The organism is Modestobacter sp. VKM Ac-2985, assembly GCF_026967925.1.
GTDB lineage: Bacteria > Actinomycetota > Actinomycetes > Mycobacteriales > Geodermatophilaceae > Modestobacter.
The window spans coordinates 1,003,658-1,019,819 of record NZ_JAPVBI010000002.1; the positions used below are offsets into that span (position 1 = coordinate 1,003,658).

Here is a 16,162-nt window from a genome sequence, read left to right on the forward strand (position 1 = left end):
TGTCCCGTGCCACGTCGGAAGACCCTTCGGGCCCTCGCGCCGCGACACCGCCGACTCCGTCGTCGTGGCCCGTGACGGCGCTCAGCCGGGTAGGTCATCCTGTCGGCGTGGCCTACCCCGACAAGGTGCTCGCTGCCGATGAAGAGGTCGAGCGCCACCTGCACCCGCACTGGCTGACCGTCTTCTGGCCGATCGTGGCGTTCCTGGCGCTGGTCGGCCTGGCCTCCTTCGGCGCCGCCATCGTGCCCGCGGGGGACCAGCAGGGGCTCTGGCGTCTGGTCGTCGTCGGGGTCGCCGTCGTCCTCGCGGTGTTCCTGGTCGTCACCCCGCTGCTGCGCTGGCGCACCACGCACTACGTGATCACCACCCACCGGCTGCTGTACCGGGTCGGCATCCTGGCCCGGCACGGCCGGGACATCGGCCTGTCCCGGATCACCGACGTCTCCTACCGGCAGACCCTGGGGGAGCGGCTGGTCAACTCCGGCACGGTCTCGATCGAGACGGCGGGGGAGGGCGGCCCGACCGTGTTGCGGGCCATCCCGGACAGCGAGGGGGTGCAGCAACTGCTCAACCAGCTCATCGAGGAGGACGCCGACCGGCGGGCCCCGCACGGCGGTGATCGCCCGACCACCTCGGAGGCCCGGGAGTGAGGTGACCGACGGTCCTCGGGACCTCGACGTGCAGGTGAGATCCGCGAGGTCCGCAGGTCGCGAGAGGCGTGGGGCGGATGGGGCGACCATTGTCGCGACCTGCCAACAGGCGCCCCTCGACTTGGTCTCCCGTCGGCTCAAGGTGGACCGGTCCAGCTCCTAGGGTCGACCGTGGCGCGGGGGGACTCTCCCGGGGGCGACCATCTCTGGGGGGAAGACGTGACGACAGCTGTGCGGCGAGTCGGCGGCACTCCCGAGATCCGCGCGCTCACCGGCATGCGCATCGTGGTCGCCGTCCTGGTGGTGCTCTTCCACTACCAGGGGCCCATGCTCCCGTACATCGAGCAGGCGCCCATCCTGCGCCCGGTCATCAGCGCCGGCTGGACCGGTGTCGAGGCCTTCTTCGTGCTCAGCGGCTTCCTGATCATGCTGTCCTACGGCGATCGCATGGGGAGCTCGCCGACCCTGGCTGCAGCGTGGTCGTTCCTCGTCAGTCGGCTCGCTCGTACGTGGCCGGCGTGGGCGACGGTCACCATCGTGATGGGCGGTTGGCTGTGGACCGTGCGGTCGCTGGGGTGGTCGTCGGAACTCGTGGCCGCCCACCCGGCCGCCGATGCGCCCACCCTGCTGCGGCAGTTGACGATGACGCAGATGTGGGGCGAGCAGGACCTCCACGGTGCCAGCTACGTCCTGCCCGGCTGGTCGATCAGTGCTGAGTGGGCTGCGTACCTGGCCTTCCCCGTGCTGGTCCTGGCACTGAGGCCGTTGCGCCGCCTGCCCGCGGCGGTGCTGTTCGTCCTCTCGGTGGCGGCCATGGCGCCGCTCTCGGTCACGTCCTTCCTCTGGGGGCCGCAGGACTTCACCCAGTCCTGGGTGCTCCGGATCGCCTGTGGCTTCACCGCCGGCATGCTGGCTGCGCTCGCCGTCCGCCGGGTCCGTCGCGACGAGCGGACCGAGGCGATCGCGCTGGCCGGGGTCTGGACCTGCCTCTTCCTGGTCGTCATGGGCGTGTTCTGGGCGGCGTGGCGGGTCCAGGGCACCGGACCCCACGACTACTCGGGCGTGATCGTCATCGTCTTCCCCCTGCTCATCGCCGGTCTGGCGCTCACCTCACGCGGCCCGGCCCGGGTGCTGTCCGGAGCCGCGATGAACTACGGGGGGCGACTGTCCTACAGCCTCTACCTCGTGCACTTCGCCGTCCTGGACGTCGTGCTGACCCTCTTCCTCCGCGGCGGGGAGCCACAGGGGAACATGCGGGCCGGCATGGTCCTGGTGCTGCCGCTGCTCATCCTGGTCTCCTTGGTGCTCAGCGCCGGGCTCTACCACGGCGTCGAGGAGCCGGGGAGGCGCCTGGTGCTCCGGTTGCTCGGCCGGTCCACCGCTGCAGCCCGGTCCTCGGCAGGCTCGGACGTCCGGACACCGGTCATCACCGTCCGGGCACCGGTGCCCTCGATCGTCGGCCCCCGGACGACGGGGCTGCCGGCCTCATCGGCGGCTCGTCAGCTGCCGCCGCTCCCGAGGCGTGGTGGCGCGGACGAGCGCCTGGCCTCTGCCGGTCGCCGGTCAGGGACGGATGACCGCCGCCTGGAGCAGATCGTCGGTACCGCGTCCTAACGTCACGGCATGCGACTGCTGCACACCTCCGACTGGCACCTCGGCCGATCCCTCCACGGCACGGACCTGCTCCTCGAGCAGGAGCAGGTGCTGGGCGGGCTGGCCGACGTCGTCCGCGCGGAGTCCGTCGACGTGGTGCTGATCGCCGGTGACGTGTACGACCGCGCCGTTCCCTCGGCGGATGCCACGGGTGTGCTGGACCGGGTGCTGATGCGGCTGCGAGGTGCCGGCGCCCAGGTGGTCCTCACCCCCGGCAACCACGACTCGGCACGGCGGCTGGGGTTCGGCGCCGGGCTGCTGGCCCAGTCCGGGGTGCACGTCCGCGCGGTGACCCCGGCGCTCGACGAGCCGGTGCTGCTGGCCGACGAGCACGGTGACGTCGCGGTGTACGGCCTGCCCTACCTCGAGCCGGAGGTGGCCCGGCACGAGCTGGGCCTGCCCGACGCCCGCGGCCACGAGGCGGTGCTGGGCGCGGCGATGGACCGGGTCCGGGCCGACCTGTTCCTCCGACCGGGCACCCGGTCGGTGGTGCTGGCGCACGCCTTCGTCGGTGGTGGGCTGCCCAGCGAGAGCGAGCGGGACATCTGCGTGGGCGGGGTCGACCTGGTCTCCGCCGCGGTCTTCGACGGCGTCGACTACGTGGCCCTGGGCCACCTGCACCGGCCCCAGTCGCTCAGCGACCGGATCCGCTACAGCGGCTCACCGCTCGCCTACTCCTTCGGCGAGGCCGGCCAGCAGAAACAGGCCTGGCTCGTCGACCTCGACGCCCGTGGGCTGGCCGAGGTGCGGCCCGTCCTCCTCCCGGCGCCCCGTCAGCTGACCGTGCTGCGTGGGGAGCTCGCCGCGCTGCTCGCCGACCCGGAGCTGGAGCCGGTGACCGGGCACTTCGTCTCCGCCCAGCTCACCGATGCGGCCCGGCCGAGCGACCCGATGCGCCAGTTGCAGGGGCGCTTCCCGCACGCGGTGCACCTGGAGTGGGCCGGCACCGGCCAGCCCGGCGACCAGCGCAGCTACACCGAGCGGCTGGCCGGCCGCAGCGACCTGGAGGTGGCCGGGGAGTTCGTCGCGCACGTCCGCGCGGTGGCCGCCACCCCGGCCGAGCTCGAACTGCTGGGCCGGGCGCTGGCCGCGGCTGCGCACGAGGAGTCGCTGGCATGAGGGTCCACTCGCTCTCCCTGACCGCCTTCGGGCCGTTCGCCGACCGGGTCGACGTCGACCTCGACGACGTCGGCCGGGACGGGCTGTTCCTGCTCTGGGGCCCGACCGGCGCCGGGAAGACGACGCTGCTGGACGCGGTCGTGTACGCCCTCTACGGCACCGTCCCGGGGGCGCGCGGTGAGGAGAAGCGGCTGCGCAGCGACCACGCCGTCGAGCAGGTCCGCACCGAGGTGGAGTGCGAGGTCACCCTCGGCGGGGAGCGGTTGCTGGTCACCCGCCGGCCCGAGCAGCAGCGGCCCAAGCGGCGCGGCACCGGCTGGACCACCGAGCAGGCCAAGCTCACCGTGCAGCGCTGGACGCCGGAGGGCTGGGAGCCGGTCAGCACCCGGATCGACGAGGGCTCCGAGCACCTGCGCAGCCGGCTGGGGCTGTCGGCCGAGCAGTTCTGCCAGGTCGTGCTGCTCCCGCAGGGGGACTTCGCGCGGTTCCTGGTGGCCGAGCCGGAGGACCGGGGCCGGCTGTTGCGCACGCTGTTCGACGTCGGGCGCTTCGCCCAGGTCGAGGACTGGCTCGCCGACCAGCGCACCGTCGCCCGCGGACACTGGGACGAGGTCCGGCTGCGGGCGAGCACCCTGCTGGCCCGGGTGGCGCAGGTGGCCGACGTCGACGTGCCCGAGGAGCTGGCCCCGGAGCTGGTCGGTGCCACGCCCCACGCCTCCGCCGGTGCCTGGGTGCAGCGGGTGCGTGCCGAGGTCGCTGGGCGGCTCGCCGACCAGCGCACGGAGGCGGAGCGGGCGGCCGCCGAGGTCGCGCGGGTCGACGCCGTGCTGGCCGCCGCCCGGGGCGAGGTCGACCGGCACGACCGGCGCGATCGCGCCCGGGCCGAGCTCGTCCGGTTGCAGGCCGAGGCGGCGGAGCTGCTGCCGTTGCGTGCGGCGCTGGACGCCGGTGGCCGGGCCGAGCCGGTGCGGGACGTGCTGGAGGCCGCCGGTCGCGCGGCCCTGGACGCCGAGGGCGCGGCGGACCACCTGGCGTCTGCCCGCGACCGCTGGGCGGAGGTCGCCGCCGGTCGTCCGGCCGACACGCTGCTCTCCCGGGCGCTGCGGGACGAGATCGCCGGACTGCGGGCACTGCTCCCCGACGTCGACCGCGCCGCCGAGCTGACCCGTGAGGTGGCCCAGGCCACCCGCCGGGTCGAGGTGCTGCGGGCCCGCTGCGCCGAGGACGAGGCCGCCGCGCTGGAGTGGCCGGCGCGGCTGGCCCAGCAGGAGGCCCGGGTCGCCGAGGCCGCGGCGGCGGCCTCGAGCCTGCCCGGGCTGACCGCCGTGCTCGAGGGTCGGCGTGCCGCCCTCGCTGCGGCCCGGGCGGCCGGTGAGCTGGCCGGGCGGCAGGAGGAGCAGCGCAGCGCCGTCGACACCGCCCGGGAGGCGTGGCTGGACGCCCGCGAGACGTGGGGCGACCTGCGCACCCGGCGGCTGGACGGGATGGCCGCCGAGCTCGCCGCCGGTCTGGCCGACGGCCAGGACTGCCCGGTGTGCGGTGCGCTGGAGCACCCACGGCTGGCCGGCCACGGCGGTCCCGTGGTGACCCAGGCCGACGAGGACGCCGGCCGTGCCGCCGCGGACGAGGCCGAGGCCCGGCTCGCCGACCTGCGCGCCGCGCTGGAGGAGACCGACCGGGAGCTGGCGGTGCTCCGTGCCCAGGCCGGGCCGGAGCCGCTGGCCGACAAGGAGCACGCGCTCGCCGAGGCGGCCCAGCAGGAGGCCGGGGCACGCGCCGCAGCCGGGGTCCTGGACGGGGCACGCCGGGCACTGGTCACGCTGACCGCCGAGCGGGAAGCCGCCCTGGCAGCCACCGCCGCGGCCCGCGAGGAGCTGGCGGGGCGGACCGCCGAGCGCGTGGCAGCACAGGAGACGCTGGCGGCGGTGCAGCAGCGGCTGCTCGCCGCGCAGGGCGAGGACCCCGGCATCGCCGCCCGGATCGCCCGCCTCGCCACCGAGACCGAACGGTGCGAGGCCCTCGTCGACGCCGAGGGCGCGGGACTGCGCGCTCGGACGGCAGCCGACGCAGCTCGCCGGCTGGCCGAGGAGCGTGTCGCCGAGGCCGGGTTCCCGGACCTGTTGGCCGCCGCGGACGCGCTGCTGGACCGGGCCACCGCGGCGTCGGCCGGGCGGCGGGTGGCCGAGCACGACCAGCGGTGGTCGGTGGTCACGGCGACGCTGGCCGAACCGGAGCTGGCCGACCTCGCGCCCCGGCCGGACCTGGACGCGCTGACCGACACCTGTCGCGGTGCGACGCGCAGCCGGGAGGCCGCGGTCGGTGCGCTGGCCGAGGTGCGGCGCTGCGCCGACGCCCTGGACTCGCTCACCGCCGACCTCACCGAGATCGAGGTCGAGCTGGACGAGCGCCGGGCCGTGGCCGAGCAGGTCACCGCCCTCGCCGACCTGGTCAACGGCCGAGGGGCGAACACGCTCCGGATGCGGCTGCAGTCCTTCGTGCTGGCTGCCCGGCTGGAGCAGGTCGCCGCCGTGGCCAGCCGGCGGCTGAAGGACATGTCCGGTGGGCGCTACACGTTCCTGCACAGCGACGCCCTCGGCCGGCACGGCGCGCGGGGCGGACTGGGGCTCGACGTGCTCGACGAGCACACCGGCGCCCGGCGGCCGACGAAGACCCTGTCCGGTGGGGAGAGCTTCATGGCCTCCCTGGCCCTGGCGCTGGGCCTGGCCGACGTCGTCACGGCCGAGAGCGGCGGCGTCCGGATCGACACGCTCTTCGTCGACGAGGGCTTCGGCACCCTGGACCCGCAGGCCCTCGACGCGGTCATGACCGTCCTGGACGAGCTGCGCCGGGGTGGGCGCACCGTCGGCGTGATCAGTCACGTCGAGGAGCTGCGGACCCGGATCAGCAGCCGGCTGGAGGTCGTCTCCGGCCGGCACGGCTCGCGGCTCGCTGCCTGACGTGGGGCTCAGCGGGAGACGGGGACTGCCGCTGCACCGTGGTCGGCCGGCTCCGGCTGCTCGCCGGCTCCCGCCTCCGGCGCCGCGGCACGGAACACCCAGCGGCGGTAGCCGAGATAGCGGATCACGGTGCCCAGCACGATGGAGCCCACGTTGGCGACCTGCAGCACCAGCGCGCTGTCCTGCCCCAGCGGGTAGCGGACCACCGCGACGACGGTCAGCCCGAGCAGCAGGGTGACCCCGTTGATCGCGGCGAACACCAGGTACTGGCGGGCCACGCCTGAGCGTTCCCGGTCGGAGAACGACCAGTAGCGGTGCCCGAGGTACGCCGCCGTCATCGACACCAGCGTGGCGATGAGGTTCGACGTCACTGCGCCCACGCCGAGGTGGGCGTAGAGCAGCTGGAAGCCCCCGACCTGCAGGACGAAGCAGACGGCGCCCACGACGCCGAACGCGGTCAGCTCCCTGGCCAAGAGCCGCCACCGGCTCGGGGCTCGGCCCGCGCGGACGGGGGACTCAGGCACCTGCCGAGTGTAGGCAGGCGCCCGAGCCCCCCGCTCGCCGCGGATCAGCCGAAGGTCACGGTCCCGGTGACCGTGTCCCACCGCGCGGTACCTCCGGCGTACCGCTGGGTCACGACGCTGCCGGTCACCTGTGCGTCCCCGGTCGGATAGCCCCACGGGCCGGTCTCCCACCCCTGGGCGGCCCAGGCGTCCCACAGCCCACCGCTCACCGCGTGCACGCCCGAGGTCGGCGACCAGTACACCGCACCGCCCTGGAACATCTGGAAACACCCACCACCCACCAGCCCACAGTTCTCATCCGAGAGGGGATATCCGAGCGGGCCGCGCTGTGCCCCCGCCGACGTCCAGAGGCCCCGGATCGCGCCCCGGGTCCAGAAGGCCCCGGTGGCAGGGCTGGTCAACATCGTCCCGCCCTCGAACGCCTGTGAGCAACCTCCTGCGGTCAGTCCACACGACGTGTCGGCCAGCGGCCTGCCGAGCGGCCCACCGACGCCACCGAGGTCCGTCCAGCGCCCCGACACCGCATCGGAGACGAGCAGCGGCCCGGTCGCCGGACTCCACACGATGGAGCCGCGCTCGAAGGTGTTGCTGCAGGTGTTCGCCGGGGTGCAGCTCTCGTCACTGGTCGGGTAGCCCAGTGCGCCGGCCTCCCGGCCCACGCCGGCGTAGCGGCTGAGGATCGCTCCGCGCACGAGGTGGGTGCCGGTACGGGCAGTCGAGTACAGGGTCCCGCCCGTGAACACCTGGTTGCAACCGCCGCCGACGAGTCCGCACCAGGTGTTCACCGTGGGCAGGCCGAGGGGGCCGGTGGCCCCGCCGCGGGCCTGCCAGCCCTCCAGGGTGGGCGGCGCGGAAGCGACCGGACCGGTGGCCGGACTCCACACGATCACCCCGCCCTGGAACGTCGAGGTGCACATCGCGGGCGTCGTCGTGCAGGTCTCGCCGCTGGTCGGGTAACCCAGTGCACCGTTCTCCCAACCCACCGCGGCGTACTGGGAGAGGATGGCGCCGCGGACGTGGTGCACCCCGCTCGCGGGGCTCCAGTACAGAGATCCCCCCTGGAACTGCTGCCAGCACCCACCGCCCACCAAGCCGCAGCCCTCGTCGGTCAGCGGGTACGCGAGGAAACCGCTCTCGCGCCCTTGGTCGGCCCAACCCGTCTCGAGCGCGCCCCGCACGAAGTGTGCTCCGGTGGCGGGCGAGTAGTAGTACGTCCCACCCTGGAACTGCTGCCAACAGCCGGAGCCGGCCAGCCCGCAGGCCTCGTCTGCGATCGGGTAGCCGAGGACGCCGGCCTCCCACCGCTGTCCGGCCCAGGCGCTCCGGATGGCACCTCGGACGAAGTGGACGTCGCTGTCCGGGCTCCAGTAGACCGCCCCGCCCTGGAACTGCTGCCAGCAGCCGCCCCTGATCAGCCCGCAGCTCTCGCTCGTGACGGGATAGCCGAGGAAGCCGGCCTCGTAGCCGTTGTCCCCCCACTCGATCCGGATCGCGCCACGTACGTAGTGGGCACCCGTCGCGGGCGTGTAGTAGATGGCCCCGGTCTGGAACTGCTGCCAGCAGCCCGACGCCACCAGCCCGCAGAGGTAGCCGGAGATCGGGGCGCCCAGGAGACCGGTGCTGCCCCCGGTGGCGGCGTGCAACCTGTCGATCGCGGTGGCACCGCGGGACTGGGTGGAGCCGAACCAGTCGGTGAAGTAGTTCCAGAAGTTGCGGTTGCCGTAGGACGAGCAGCTGTCCCCGACGCGGTAGCCGGCGGCCAGCGCGGCTGCGTTCGGCTGGTACGGGGTGTAGCTGTAGAGACCGGCCGTGGCCTTGTTCTGGATGAACACCTGCGAGGACCCGCAACGGGTCAGGTCGGGGTGGTAGTGGACCTTGTTCTCCCTGCCCGCCCGGTAGCTGCCCGCGGCGCCCGCGGCGTACCGCTGGAACTGCCGTGCGGCGAAGTAGACCTGGCTGACGAAGCCGGAGAAGGCGGGGTTGCACGGCGCGGTGTCGGGGCAGCCGAAGCCGGTGGCCTTGGTGTACCTCGTGGCGCTCGGCCGCGTGCCGGTGATCAGGCCCTGCTCCTTCTGGAGGAGGACGAGGAGCACCCGCGGGTTGATGCCGCAGGCGACGCCGATCTTGACCAGGATGGCTGCGGCGGTCTCGTCGGCCGCGCCCTGATAGGTGGCGCAGTAGCTGTCGCCGGTCTGGTTCGCGGTGCTCTGCCGGTAGTCCTTCAGGCAGGGCATCTCACCCGCGACGCAGTTGGCGCCCTTGGCGGCGAGGAACGTCTGCACGGTGTTCACGTCGGTGGCGAGGGAGTCGAAGAAGATCGCGTCGGAGATGATGTTGCCGGGGTCGAAGGAGCTCAGGTCCGCTGCCTGCGCAGTGGCGGACGGCGAGCTCCCGGAGCCGGGCAGGGCCAGCGTGGTGGCCAGCAGCGCCGCGACGGTCAGCAGGCGCACGACGCTGCGGATCACGGCACGGTCACCGACACGGGCTTCGACTGCCCCGATGTCCCGGACGACTCGTACTCGACGGCTGCCTGCCAGGTGCCGGAGGACAGCTCCGTGCCCGCGATGGACATCATCGGGCAGGAGGTCGAGGAGGCGTCGGGCTGGGCTTCCACCGTCGCGCTGGCCGAGGACGAGCCGGCGGTGAGCGTCAGGGTGCAGGTGCCCCCGGCTTCCACCACCCCGGCGACGTACGCGCCGAACTCGACGGCCGCGCTGGTGTCCGTCCACCCGGAGTAGGTGACGACCACCCGCACTGCGTCGCTGGGAGGGGTGGTGACCGGGGCGTCGGTTGCCACGTCGGTGGGGTCGGGCAGTGCGGGGTCGACGGGGACCCCGTAGGTGCCCGGCGCGGTGGTGGCCGCCGCATCAGTCCCGGATCGAGGGGCCGACGTCCCGGCCGCCACATCATCGGACGCCGAGGTGCAGCCGACCAAGGCCGTCATGATGAGCGCCACTGCGCCGAGCGCAGCCGGTCGCCGTCCCTGTCGCATGTACGTCCCTCGGGTCTGCGTGGAGGACCTGCCGCACCGAGCCCGTCGGGGATCGCGCAGCTCAGTCATGGCTACGCAGGAGAATGACAGCTGTACACCCAGTCACCGCCGGAGCGACACGGTCGCTGTCGCCGGTGGGGCGGGAGGGTCCGGATGAGGCGGCCGAGGTGACTTCCGGCGAGAACGGCGCGGGCGGCCACCCGCGGGCTGATCACTAGGCTGGGCACCGATGACCACCTCTCCGTCCTCGCACACGCCGCTCCACCCGACCACCGGGATGCCCGTCGTGGCGATGGTCGGCGGGGGACAGCTCTCCCGCATGACGCACCCGGCGGCGATCGCGCTGGGGCAGTCACTCCGGGTGCTGGCCGCCGACCCGGACGAGTCCGCGGCGCTCGTGGCCGCCGACGTCCAGCTCGGTGACCACAACGAGCTCGCCGACCTCCGGCGTCTCGCCGCGGGCGCGACGGTGGTCACCTTCGACCACGAGCACGTCCCGACCGAGCACCTGCGCGCGCTCGAGGCCGACGGCCACCGGGTCGCCCCGGGTCCCGCTGCCCTGGTGCACGCCCAGGACAAGCTGGTGCTGCGCCGGGCGCTGACCGAGGCCGGGGAGCCACAGCCGGCCTGGGCCGAGGTGCGCACGGTGCACGACGTGACCGCCTTCGCCGACGGCGTCGGCTGGCCGGTGGTGCTGAAGACCCCGCGTGGCGGCTACGACGGCAAGGGCGTCTTCGTCGTCTCCGGCCCCGACCAGGTCGCCGACCTCCTCGAGCGGCACGGCACGCTGCTCGCGGAGGAGCGGGTGGCGATGGTGCGCGAGCTGTCGGCGCAGGTCGCCCGCTCGCCGTTCGGTCAGGTCGCGGTCTGGCCGGTGGTGGAGACGGTCCAGCGGGACGGCGTCTGCAACGAGGTCTACGCCCCGGCGCCCGGGCTCTCCGAGGAGCTGGCCGCGGCCGCCCAGGAGCTCGCCGTCCGGATCGCCGACCGGCTCGGGGTGGTGGGCATGCTGGCCGTGGAGCTGTTCGAGACCGCCGACGGCGTGCTGGTCAACGAGCTGGCGATGCGCCCGCACAACTCCGGGCACTGGACGATCGAGGGCGCCCGGACCAGCCAGTTCGAGCAGCACCTGCGCGCCGTGCTCGACTACCCGCTGGGATCGACGGCGATGACCGCGCCGGTGGTCGTCATGGCCAACGTGCTCGGCGGCGCGACCGCGGACGACGACTGGTCCGGGCCCGGCCTCGACGAACGGGTGCACCACCTGATGGCGCACTGGCCGGACGTGAAGCTGCACTGGTACGGCAAGGGCCAGCGGCGCGGCCGCAAGCTCGGGCACGTCACCGCGCTGGGCGAGGACATGGCCGAGGTGCGCGCCCGGGCGGTGGCTGCTGCCCGCTACCTGGCCGACGGCGTCGTCGACCCTGCGTTCGCCTTCGAGACCGAGCACTGAGGAGCTGTGCCGTGAGCGACCCGATCGTCGGCATCGTGATGGGCAGTGACTCCGACTGGCCGATGCTGGAGCCCGCCGCGCAGGCGCTGGCCGAGTTCGACGTCCCATGGGAGGCGCACGTCGTCTCCGCGCACCGCACCCCGCGGCGGATGCTGGACTACGCCGAGTCCGCTGCTGAGAGGGGTCTGCGGGTGGTCATCGCCGGCGCCGGGGGAGCAGCGCACCTGCCCGGCATGGTCGCCGCGGCGACGCCCTTGCCGGTGATCGGCGTGCCCCGGCCGCTGGACCGGCTCGACGGCCTGGACAGCCTGCTGTCGATCGTGCAGATGCCGGCCGGTGTGCCGGTGGCCACCGTCTCGATCGGCGGCGGTCGGAACGCCGGACTGCTGGCCGTGCGCATCCTGGCCGCCGGCGACGATCAGCTGCGCGCAGCGGTGGAGCGGTTCCAGGCCGATCTGGCGGCGTCCGTCGTCGCCCGGGACGACGCGCTGCAGCAGCGGATCGCGCCCTGACCGGACACCCCGCTCCGGGGTGAGTTGTTCCCAGGAGCGGCGCTGCCGGGCTTAGCATCTACCCGTGGGTAACAACGCCGCGCTGTACGCGCTCACCGACGAGCACGACGCCATCCGGGAAGCCGTCCGCGAGATCGCCGAGCGGGAGATCGCCCCGTTCGCCGCAGAGGTGGACGCCGATTCCCGCTACCCGGTGGAGGCGCAGAAGGCGCTCACCGCGGCGGGCTTCCACGCCACGCACGTCCCGGAGGCCTACGGCGGTGAGGGTGCCGACGCGATCGCCACCTGCATCGTGATCGAGGAGGTCGCCCGGGTCGACGTCAGCGCCTCGCTGATCCCCGCCGTCAACAAGCTCGGCTCGGTGCCGGTGATCCTGTCGGCGTCGGAGGACCTCAAGCAGCGGGTGCTGCCCTCGATCGCCGCCGGTGACGCGATGATCAGCTACGGGCTCTCCGAGCGGGAGGCGGGCTCCGACGCCGCGGCGATGCGGACCCGGGCGCGGCTCGAGGGCGACAGCTGGGTGCTCAACGGCACCAAGGCGTGGATCACCAACGCCAGCGTGTCCGAGTGGTTCACGGTCATGGCCGTCACCGACCCGGAGAAGGGTGCCAAGGGCATCTCCGCGTTCGTCGTGCACCGCGACGACCCGGGCTTCGCCGTGGGGCCCAAGGAGAAGAAGATGGGGATCAAGGGCTCGCCGACCTGCGAGCTGTGGTTCACCGACTGCACCATCCCGGCCGACCGGATCGTCGGGGAGCCCGGCACCGGGTTCACGACGGCGCTGCGGACGCTGGACTTCACCCGGCCGACCATCGGCGCCCAGGCGGTCGGGGTCGCCCAGGGCGCACTGGACGCCGCGGTGGTCTACACCAAGGACCGTCGCCAGTTCGGCTCCGCGGTCAGCGACTTCCAGGGCGTCCAGTTCATGCTCGCCGACATGGACATGAAGATCCAGGCCGCCCGGCACCTGGTGTACGTCGCTGCCGCGGCCGGTGAGCAGGGGAGCCCCGACGTCACCCGGGTCTCCGCCGCCGCCAAGGCCTTCGCCTCGGACGTCGCGATGCAGGTGACCACCGACGCCGTCCAGCTGTTCGGTGGCGCCGGCTACACCCAGGACTTCCCCGTCGAGCGGATGATGCGCGACGCCAAGATCACCCAGATCTACGAGGGCACCAACCAGGTGCAGCGCATGGTGATCGCGCGCAGCCTGCTCCGCTGACGGCGGCCGGCACACGACCTCGGGAGTCCTCGGAGCGCAACCGCACGCCCTAGCCTCGTGGCGTGCGGTCTCCCACTCCGGTCCTGCTGTCTGTCCTCTCGGTTCTCGCCTGTGTCGGCTGTGGTCTCTCGACGGCGTCGGGCAGCGCGCCGTCGGGCGACGACGCGAGGACGACGGCCGCCGACTCCCGCGTGGTCGTGCTGGGCGACTCCTACACGGTGGACTCGGCCGAGGGTGCCGGCTATGTCCCGCTGGTCTCGGAGGCCATGGGCTGGGCGACCGTGCTCGAGGCGGAGGACGGCACCGGCTATCTCGCTGGCGGGCTCGCCGCTGACCCGGCGCCGTACCGGGAACGGCTGGACGACGTCGTGGCCGGTCAGCCCGACCTGGTGCTGGTCCAGGGCAGTACGAACGACGTGGGCCACCCGGTCGCCGAACTGCGCGCGGCCGCCGACCACCTGTACGCGGCGCTGGCCGCCCGTCTCCCCGACGCTCGGGTCGTGGTGCTGGGCCCGGTCGCTCCGCCCGGGGTCGACCCGGCGGGGGTGGGCGCGGTCCGGGACGTCCTCCTGGAGGCTGCCGGCTCGGCCGGGCTGACCTTCATCGACCCCATCGCCGAAGGGTGGCTCAGCCCGGCCGACGGCCTCTTCGCCGACCCCGTCCACCCCAATGGGGCAGGCTACGAGCGGATGGGCACCGAGCTGGCCGAGGCGCTGCGGGACCGGGGTCTCTGACTCTCAGTCGAGCAGCTGCGAGACGGCGGACAGGCGCGCGTCGCCGGCCATCGAGGCCAGCCACGTCGACCAGCCGGGCCGCGTGCGCACCGCCTCCAGCGCGCTGCGGGCCGCGGCCCGGTCCCCGCGCCGGGAGGCGGCCAGCGCCGCGTACAGGTCTCGGGCGCCCTCGGGGGCGAAGACCGCGAGCGTCTCGTAGTCGCGTTCGTCGTAGGCGCGCTGCAGGTTGCGCAGCATCCGCAACTGGGCGACCGGGTCGCCGGAGTCGTCGACCCGCAGGTCCACCCGGACGCCGTCGTCGTCCTCGCTGGCCGGGGCCCCGCTCACCACCTGCAGCGCGGCGGACTGCCGGCCGCGGAGGTCACCGCCGGCGTCCTGCCCCGCGGTCAGCGCGGCGATCAGCCGGTCGGACAGCGCCCCGCTGGCCGCGGTGAGGGCCTGCGCCATGGCCGGCAGCACGTCGGGGGAGGCGAGCATGTTGCCCTGCACGCTGAACCCCTCGCCCAGCACGTGCCCGCTGGTGGGCAGCGAGCCCGGGCCGGTGTCGGCGGCCACCCGGCCGGCCGCGTCCAGGACGGCGATCTGGCGGTCGGCGTCCTCGGCGGCGTGCGCGGCCCGCCTGACCAGGTCCTGCGGCGAGGCGCCGTCGGTCAGTCCGGCCAGCAGGGTGCGGCCCAGGCCCCGCCGGCTGCGCGCCTGGACCGCGACCACGCCGACCCCCGGCTGCACCGTCGGCACGGCACGGCCGACGGCCAGGATGCAGGAGGAGACTGCGATGCCCAGGTCGCCCGTCGTGGGGTCCCGGGCGATGACGGAGAAGGTCACCTGTCCTGGTGGGCGGGGGTCAGACGGTCGCCGGCAAGGTCATGGTGGGGACCTCGCCGTCCACCTGCAGCGGGGCGCCGGTGGCGGCGACCACGTCGGCGACGGTGACGCCCGGTGCGGTCTCGCGGAGCACCAGCCCGGCGTCGGTGACGTCGATGACGGCGAGATCGGTGATGATGCGGTCGACGCAGCTCTTGCCGGTCAGCGGCAGGGAGCACTCGTCGACGATCTTGGGGGAGCCGTCGCGGGCGACGTGCTCCATCATCACGATCACCTCGCGGGCGCCGTGGACCAGGTCCATCGCCCCGCCCATCCCGTTGACCATCTTCCCGGGGATCAGCCAGTTGGCCAGGTCGCCTCGGGTGTTGACCTGCATCGCGCCCAGGACGGCGACGTCGATGTGGTGGCCGCGGATCATGCCGAAGGACAGCGAGGAGTCGAAGAAGCTGGCCCCGGGCAGGATCGTGATCGTCTCCTTGCCGGCGTTGATCAGGTCGGCGTCCTCCTCGCCCTCGAAGGGGTAGGGGCCGACCCCGAGCACGCCGTTCTCGCTCTGCAGCACCACGTGCACCCCGTCGGGGATGTGGTTGGGCACCAGGGTGGGCATGCCGATGCCGAGGTTGACGTACTGGCCGTCCTGCAGGTCGAGGGCGACCCGGGCGGCGAGCTGGTCGCGGGACAGTGCCATCTCAGGCCTCCGTGGACTCGGTGCCGGCGGCTGCGGGTGCGGCCGCTCCGGGGCGGGGACGGGTGGTGCGCCGCTCGATCCGCTTGCCCTCGGGCCCCACGACCACGACGCGCTGGACGAAGACCCCGGGCAGGTGCACCGACTCGGGCAGGATCTCCCCGGGCTCGACCAGCTCCTCCACCTCGGCGATGGTGATCGTCGCGGCCATGCCGCACAGCGGGTTGAAGTTGCGGGCCGACTCGTGGAACACCAGGTTGCCGTGCCGGTCACCGACCGCTGCTCGGACCAGACCGAAGTCCGCGGTCAGTGCGGTCTCCAGGACGAAGTCCTGGTCGCCGAAGCGGCGGACCTCCTTGGGCTCGCTGGTGGCCACCACGGTGCCCTCGGCGTCGTAGCGCACCGGGATGCCGCCGTCGGCCACCAGCGTCCCCACCCCGGTGGGGGTGTAGAAGGCCGGGATCCCGGTGCCCCCCGCACGGAGCCGCTCGGCCAGCGACCCCTGCGGGGTCAGCTCGACCTCCAGCTCACCGGAGAGGTACAGCCGGGCCAGCTCCTTGTTGCCGCCCACGAAGGAGCTGATCGTCTTGGCGATCCGCCCGGCGTAGAGCAGCACCCCGAGCGCCTGGTCGTCGACCCCGCAGTTGTTCGAGATCGTGGTCAGGTCCTCGGCGCCCTGCTCCAGCAGCGCGTCGATCAACGCGATCGGCACCCCGCACAACCCGAACCCACCGACCGACAGGGTGGCCCCGTCGGGGATGTCGGCCACGGCCTCCCGTGCGCTCGCGACGACCTTGTCCATGCGCTGACCACCATCCGTTCGAGGGCTGGGCAGGTGG

The 16,162-nt window shown here is 73.6% G+C and carries 14 protein-coding genes; 8 read left to right on the forward strand and 6 right to left on the reverse strand.

The genetic code is table 11. From position 1 onward, the window contains the following. Window positions 1-107: 107 nt before the first annotated feature. The 4 genes from O2V61_RS14140 (at window position 108) to O2V61_RS14155 (ending at window position 6,379) form a co-directional block, all read left to right on the forward strand. On the forward strand, window positions 108-650 hold the full coding sequence (locus O2V61_RS14140) for a PH domain-containing protein (RefSeq protein ID WP_269183911.1): 543 nt from the start codon (window positions 108-110) through the stop codon (window positions 648-650). 219 nt (window positions 651-869) lie between these two features. Continuing rightward, window positions 870-2,264: an acyltransferase family protein gene (locus O2V61_RS14145; RefSeq protein ID WP_269183912.1), complete on the forward strand. Its 1,395-nt coding sequence runs from the start codon at window positions 870-872 to the stop codon at window positions 2,262-2,264. Window positions 2,265-2,273: 9 nt separating this feature from the next. Next, window positions 2,274-3,422 (forward strand): exonuclease SbcCD subunit D, encoded by a 1,149-nt coding sequence (locus O2V61_RS14150; protein WP_269183913.1) that lies wholly within the window; start codon window positions 2,274-2,276, stop codon window positions 3,420-3,422. Beyond that, a complete protein-coding gene (locus O2V61_RS14155; protein WP_269183914.1) occupies window positions 3,419-6,379 on the forward strand; it encodes an AAA family ATPase in 2,961 nt (986 codons plus the stop codon). Before O2V61_RS14150 ends, O2V61_RS14155 begins: the two co-directional genes overlap by 4 nt. 8 nt (window positions 6,380-6,387) lie before the next feature. Here O2V61_RS14155 and O2V61_RS14160 read toward each other — a convergent pair whose 3' ends face one another. Genes O2V61_RS14160 through O2V61_RS14170 form a run of 3 tightly spaced genes read right to left on the reverse strand, consistent with a single transcriptional unit; the run spans window position 6,388 to window position 9,847 of the window. Further along, the gene (locus O2V61_RS14160; RefSeq protein ID WP_269183915.1) at window positions 6,388-6,903 is read right to left on the reverse strand and encodes a GtrA family protein; all 516 of its coding nucleotides are present in this window, start codon (window positions 6,901-6,903) and stop codon (window positions 6,388-6,390) included. Between the two features lie 44 nt (window positions 6,904-6,947). Beyond that, window positions 6,948-9,368, reverse strand: coding sequence for a hypothetical protein (locus O2V61_RS14165; RefSeq protein WP_269183916.1), 2,421 nt, complete (start codon window positions 9,366-9,368; stop codon window positions 6,948-6,950). Then, window positions 9,365-9,847: a hypothetical protein gene (locus O2V61_RS14170; RefSeq protein ID WP_269183917.1), complete on the reverse strand. Its 483-nt coding sequence runs from the start codon at window positions 9,845-9,847 to the stop codon at window positions 9,365-9,367. The genes O2V61_RS14165 and O2V61_RS14170 overlap by 4 nt, the downstream gene beginning before the upstream one ends. Window positions 9,848-10,124: 277 nt before the next feature. On the opposite strand from O2V61_RS14170, the gene O2V61_RS14175 reads away from it, so the two are divergent. The 4 genes from O2V61_RS14175 to O2V61_RS14190 all read left to right on the forward strand — a co-directional run bounded on the left by O2V61_RS14175 (window position 10,125) and on the right by O2V61_RS14190 (window position 13,813). Next, window positions 10,125-11,348 (forward strand): 5-(carboxyamino)imidazole ribonucleotide synthase, encoded by a 1,224-nt coding sequence (locus O2V61_RS14175; RefSeq protein WP_269183918.1) that lies wholly within the window; start codon window positions 10,125-10,127, stop codon window positions 11,346-11,348. 11 nt (window positions 11,349-11,359) lie between these two features. Then, the gene (gene purE / locus O2V61_RS14180) at window positions 11,360-11,860 is read left to right on the forward strand and encodes a 5-(carboxyamino)imidazole ribonucleotide mutase (RefSeq protein ID WP_331254225.1); all 501 of its coding nucleotides are present in this window, start codon (window positions 11,360-11,362) and stop codon (window positions 11,858-11,860) included. 64 nt (window positions 11,861-11,924) lie between these two features. Continuing rightward, window positions 11,925-13,079 (forward strand): acyl-CoA dehydrogenase family protein, encoded by a 1,155-nt coding sequence (locus tag O2V61_RS14185; protein ID WP_269183919.1) that lies wholly within the window; start codon window positions 11,925-11,927, stop codon window positions 13,077-13,079. 62 nt (window positions 13,080-13,141) lie between these two features. Beyond that, window positions 13,142-13,813: an SGNH/GDSL hydrolase family protein gene (locus O2V61_RS14190; protein ID WP_269183920.1), complete on the forward strand. Its 672-nt coding sequence runs from the start codon at window positions 13,142-13,144 to the stop codon at window positions 13,811-13,813. Window positions 13,814-13,816: 3 nt separating this feature from the next. On the opposite strand, the gene O2V61_RS14195 is transcribed toward O2V61_RS14190, so the two are convergent. From O2V61_RS14195 to O2V61_RS14205, 3 genes are read right to left on the reverse strand one after another with little or no spacing between them, the layout of a single operon-like run. Next, complete coding sequence (locus O2V61_RS14195; protein WP_269183921.1) at window positions 13,817-14,638, reverse strand: DUF1028 domain-containing protein; 822 nt, start codon at window positions 14,636-14,638, stop codon at window positions 13,817-13,819. A gap of 19 nt (window positions 14,639-14,657) precedes the next feature. Then, window positions 14,658-15,326, reverse strand: a complete 669-nt coding sequence (locus tag O2V61_RS14200) for a CoA transferase subunit B (RefSeq protein WP_269183922.1) — start codon at window positions 15,324-15,326, stop codon at window positions 14,658-14,660. A 1-nt stretch (window position 15,327) separates the two neighbouring features. Further along, on the reverse strand, window positions 15,328-16,125 hold the full coding sequence (locus O2V61_RS14205) for a CoA transferase subunit A (protein ID WP_269183923.1): 798 nt from the start codon (window positions 16,123-16,125) through the stop codon (window positions 15,328-15,330). Window positions 16,126-16,162: the final 37 nt, after the last annotated feature.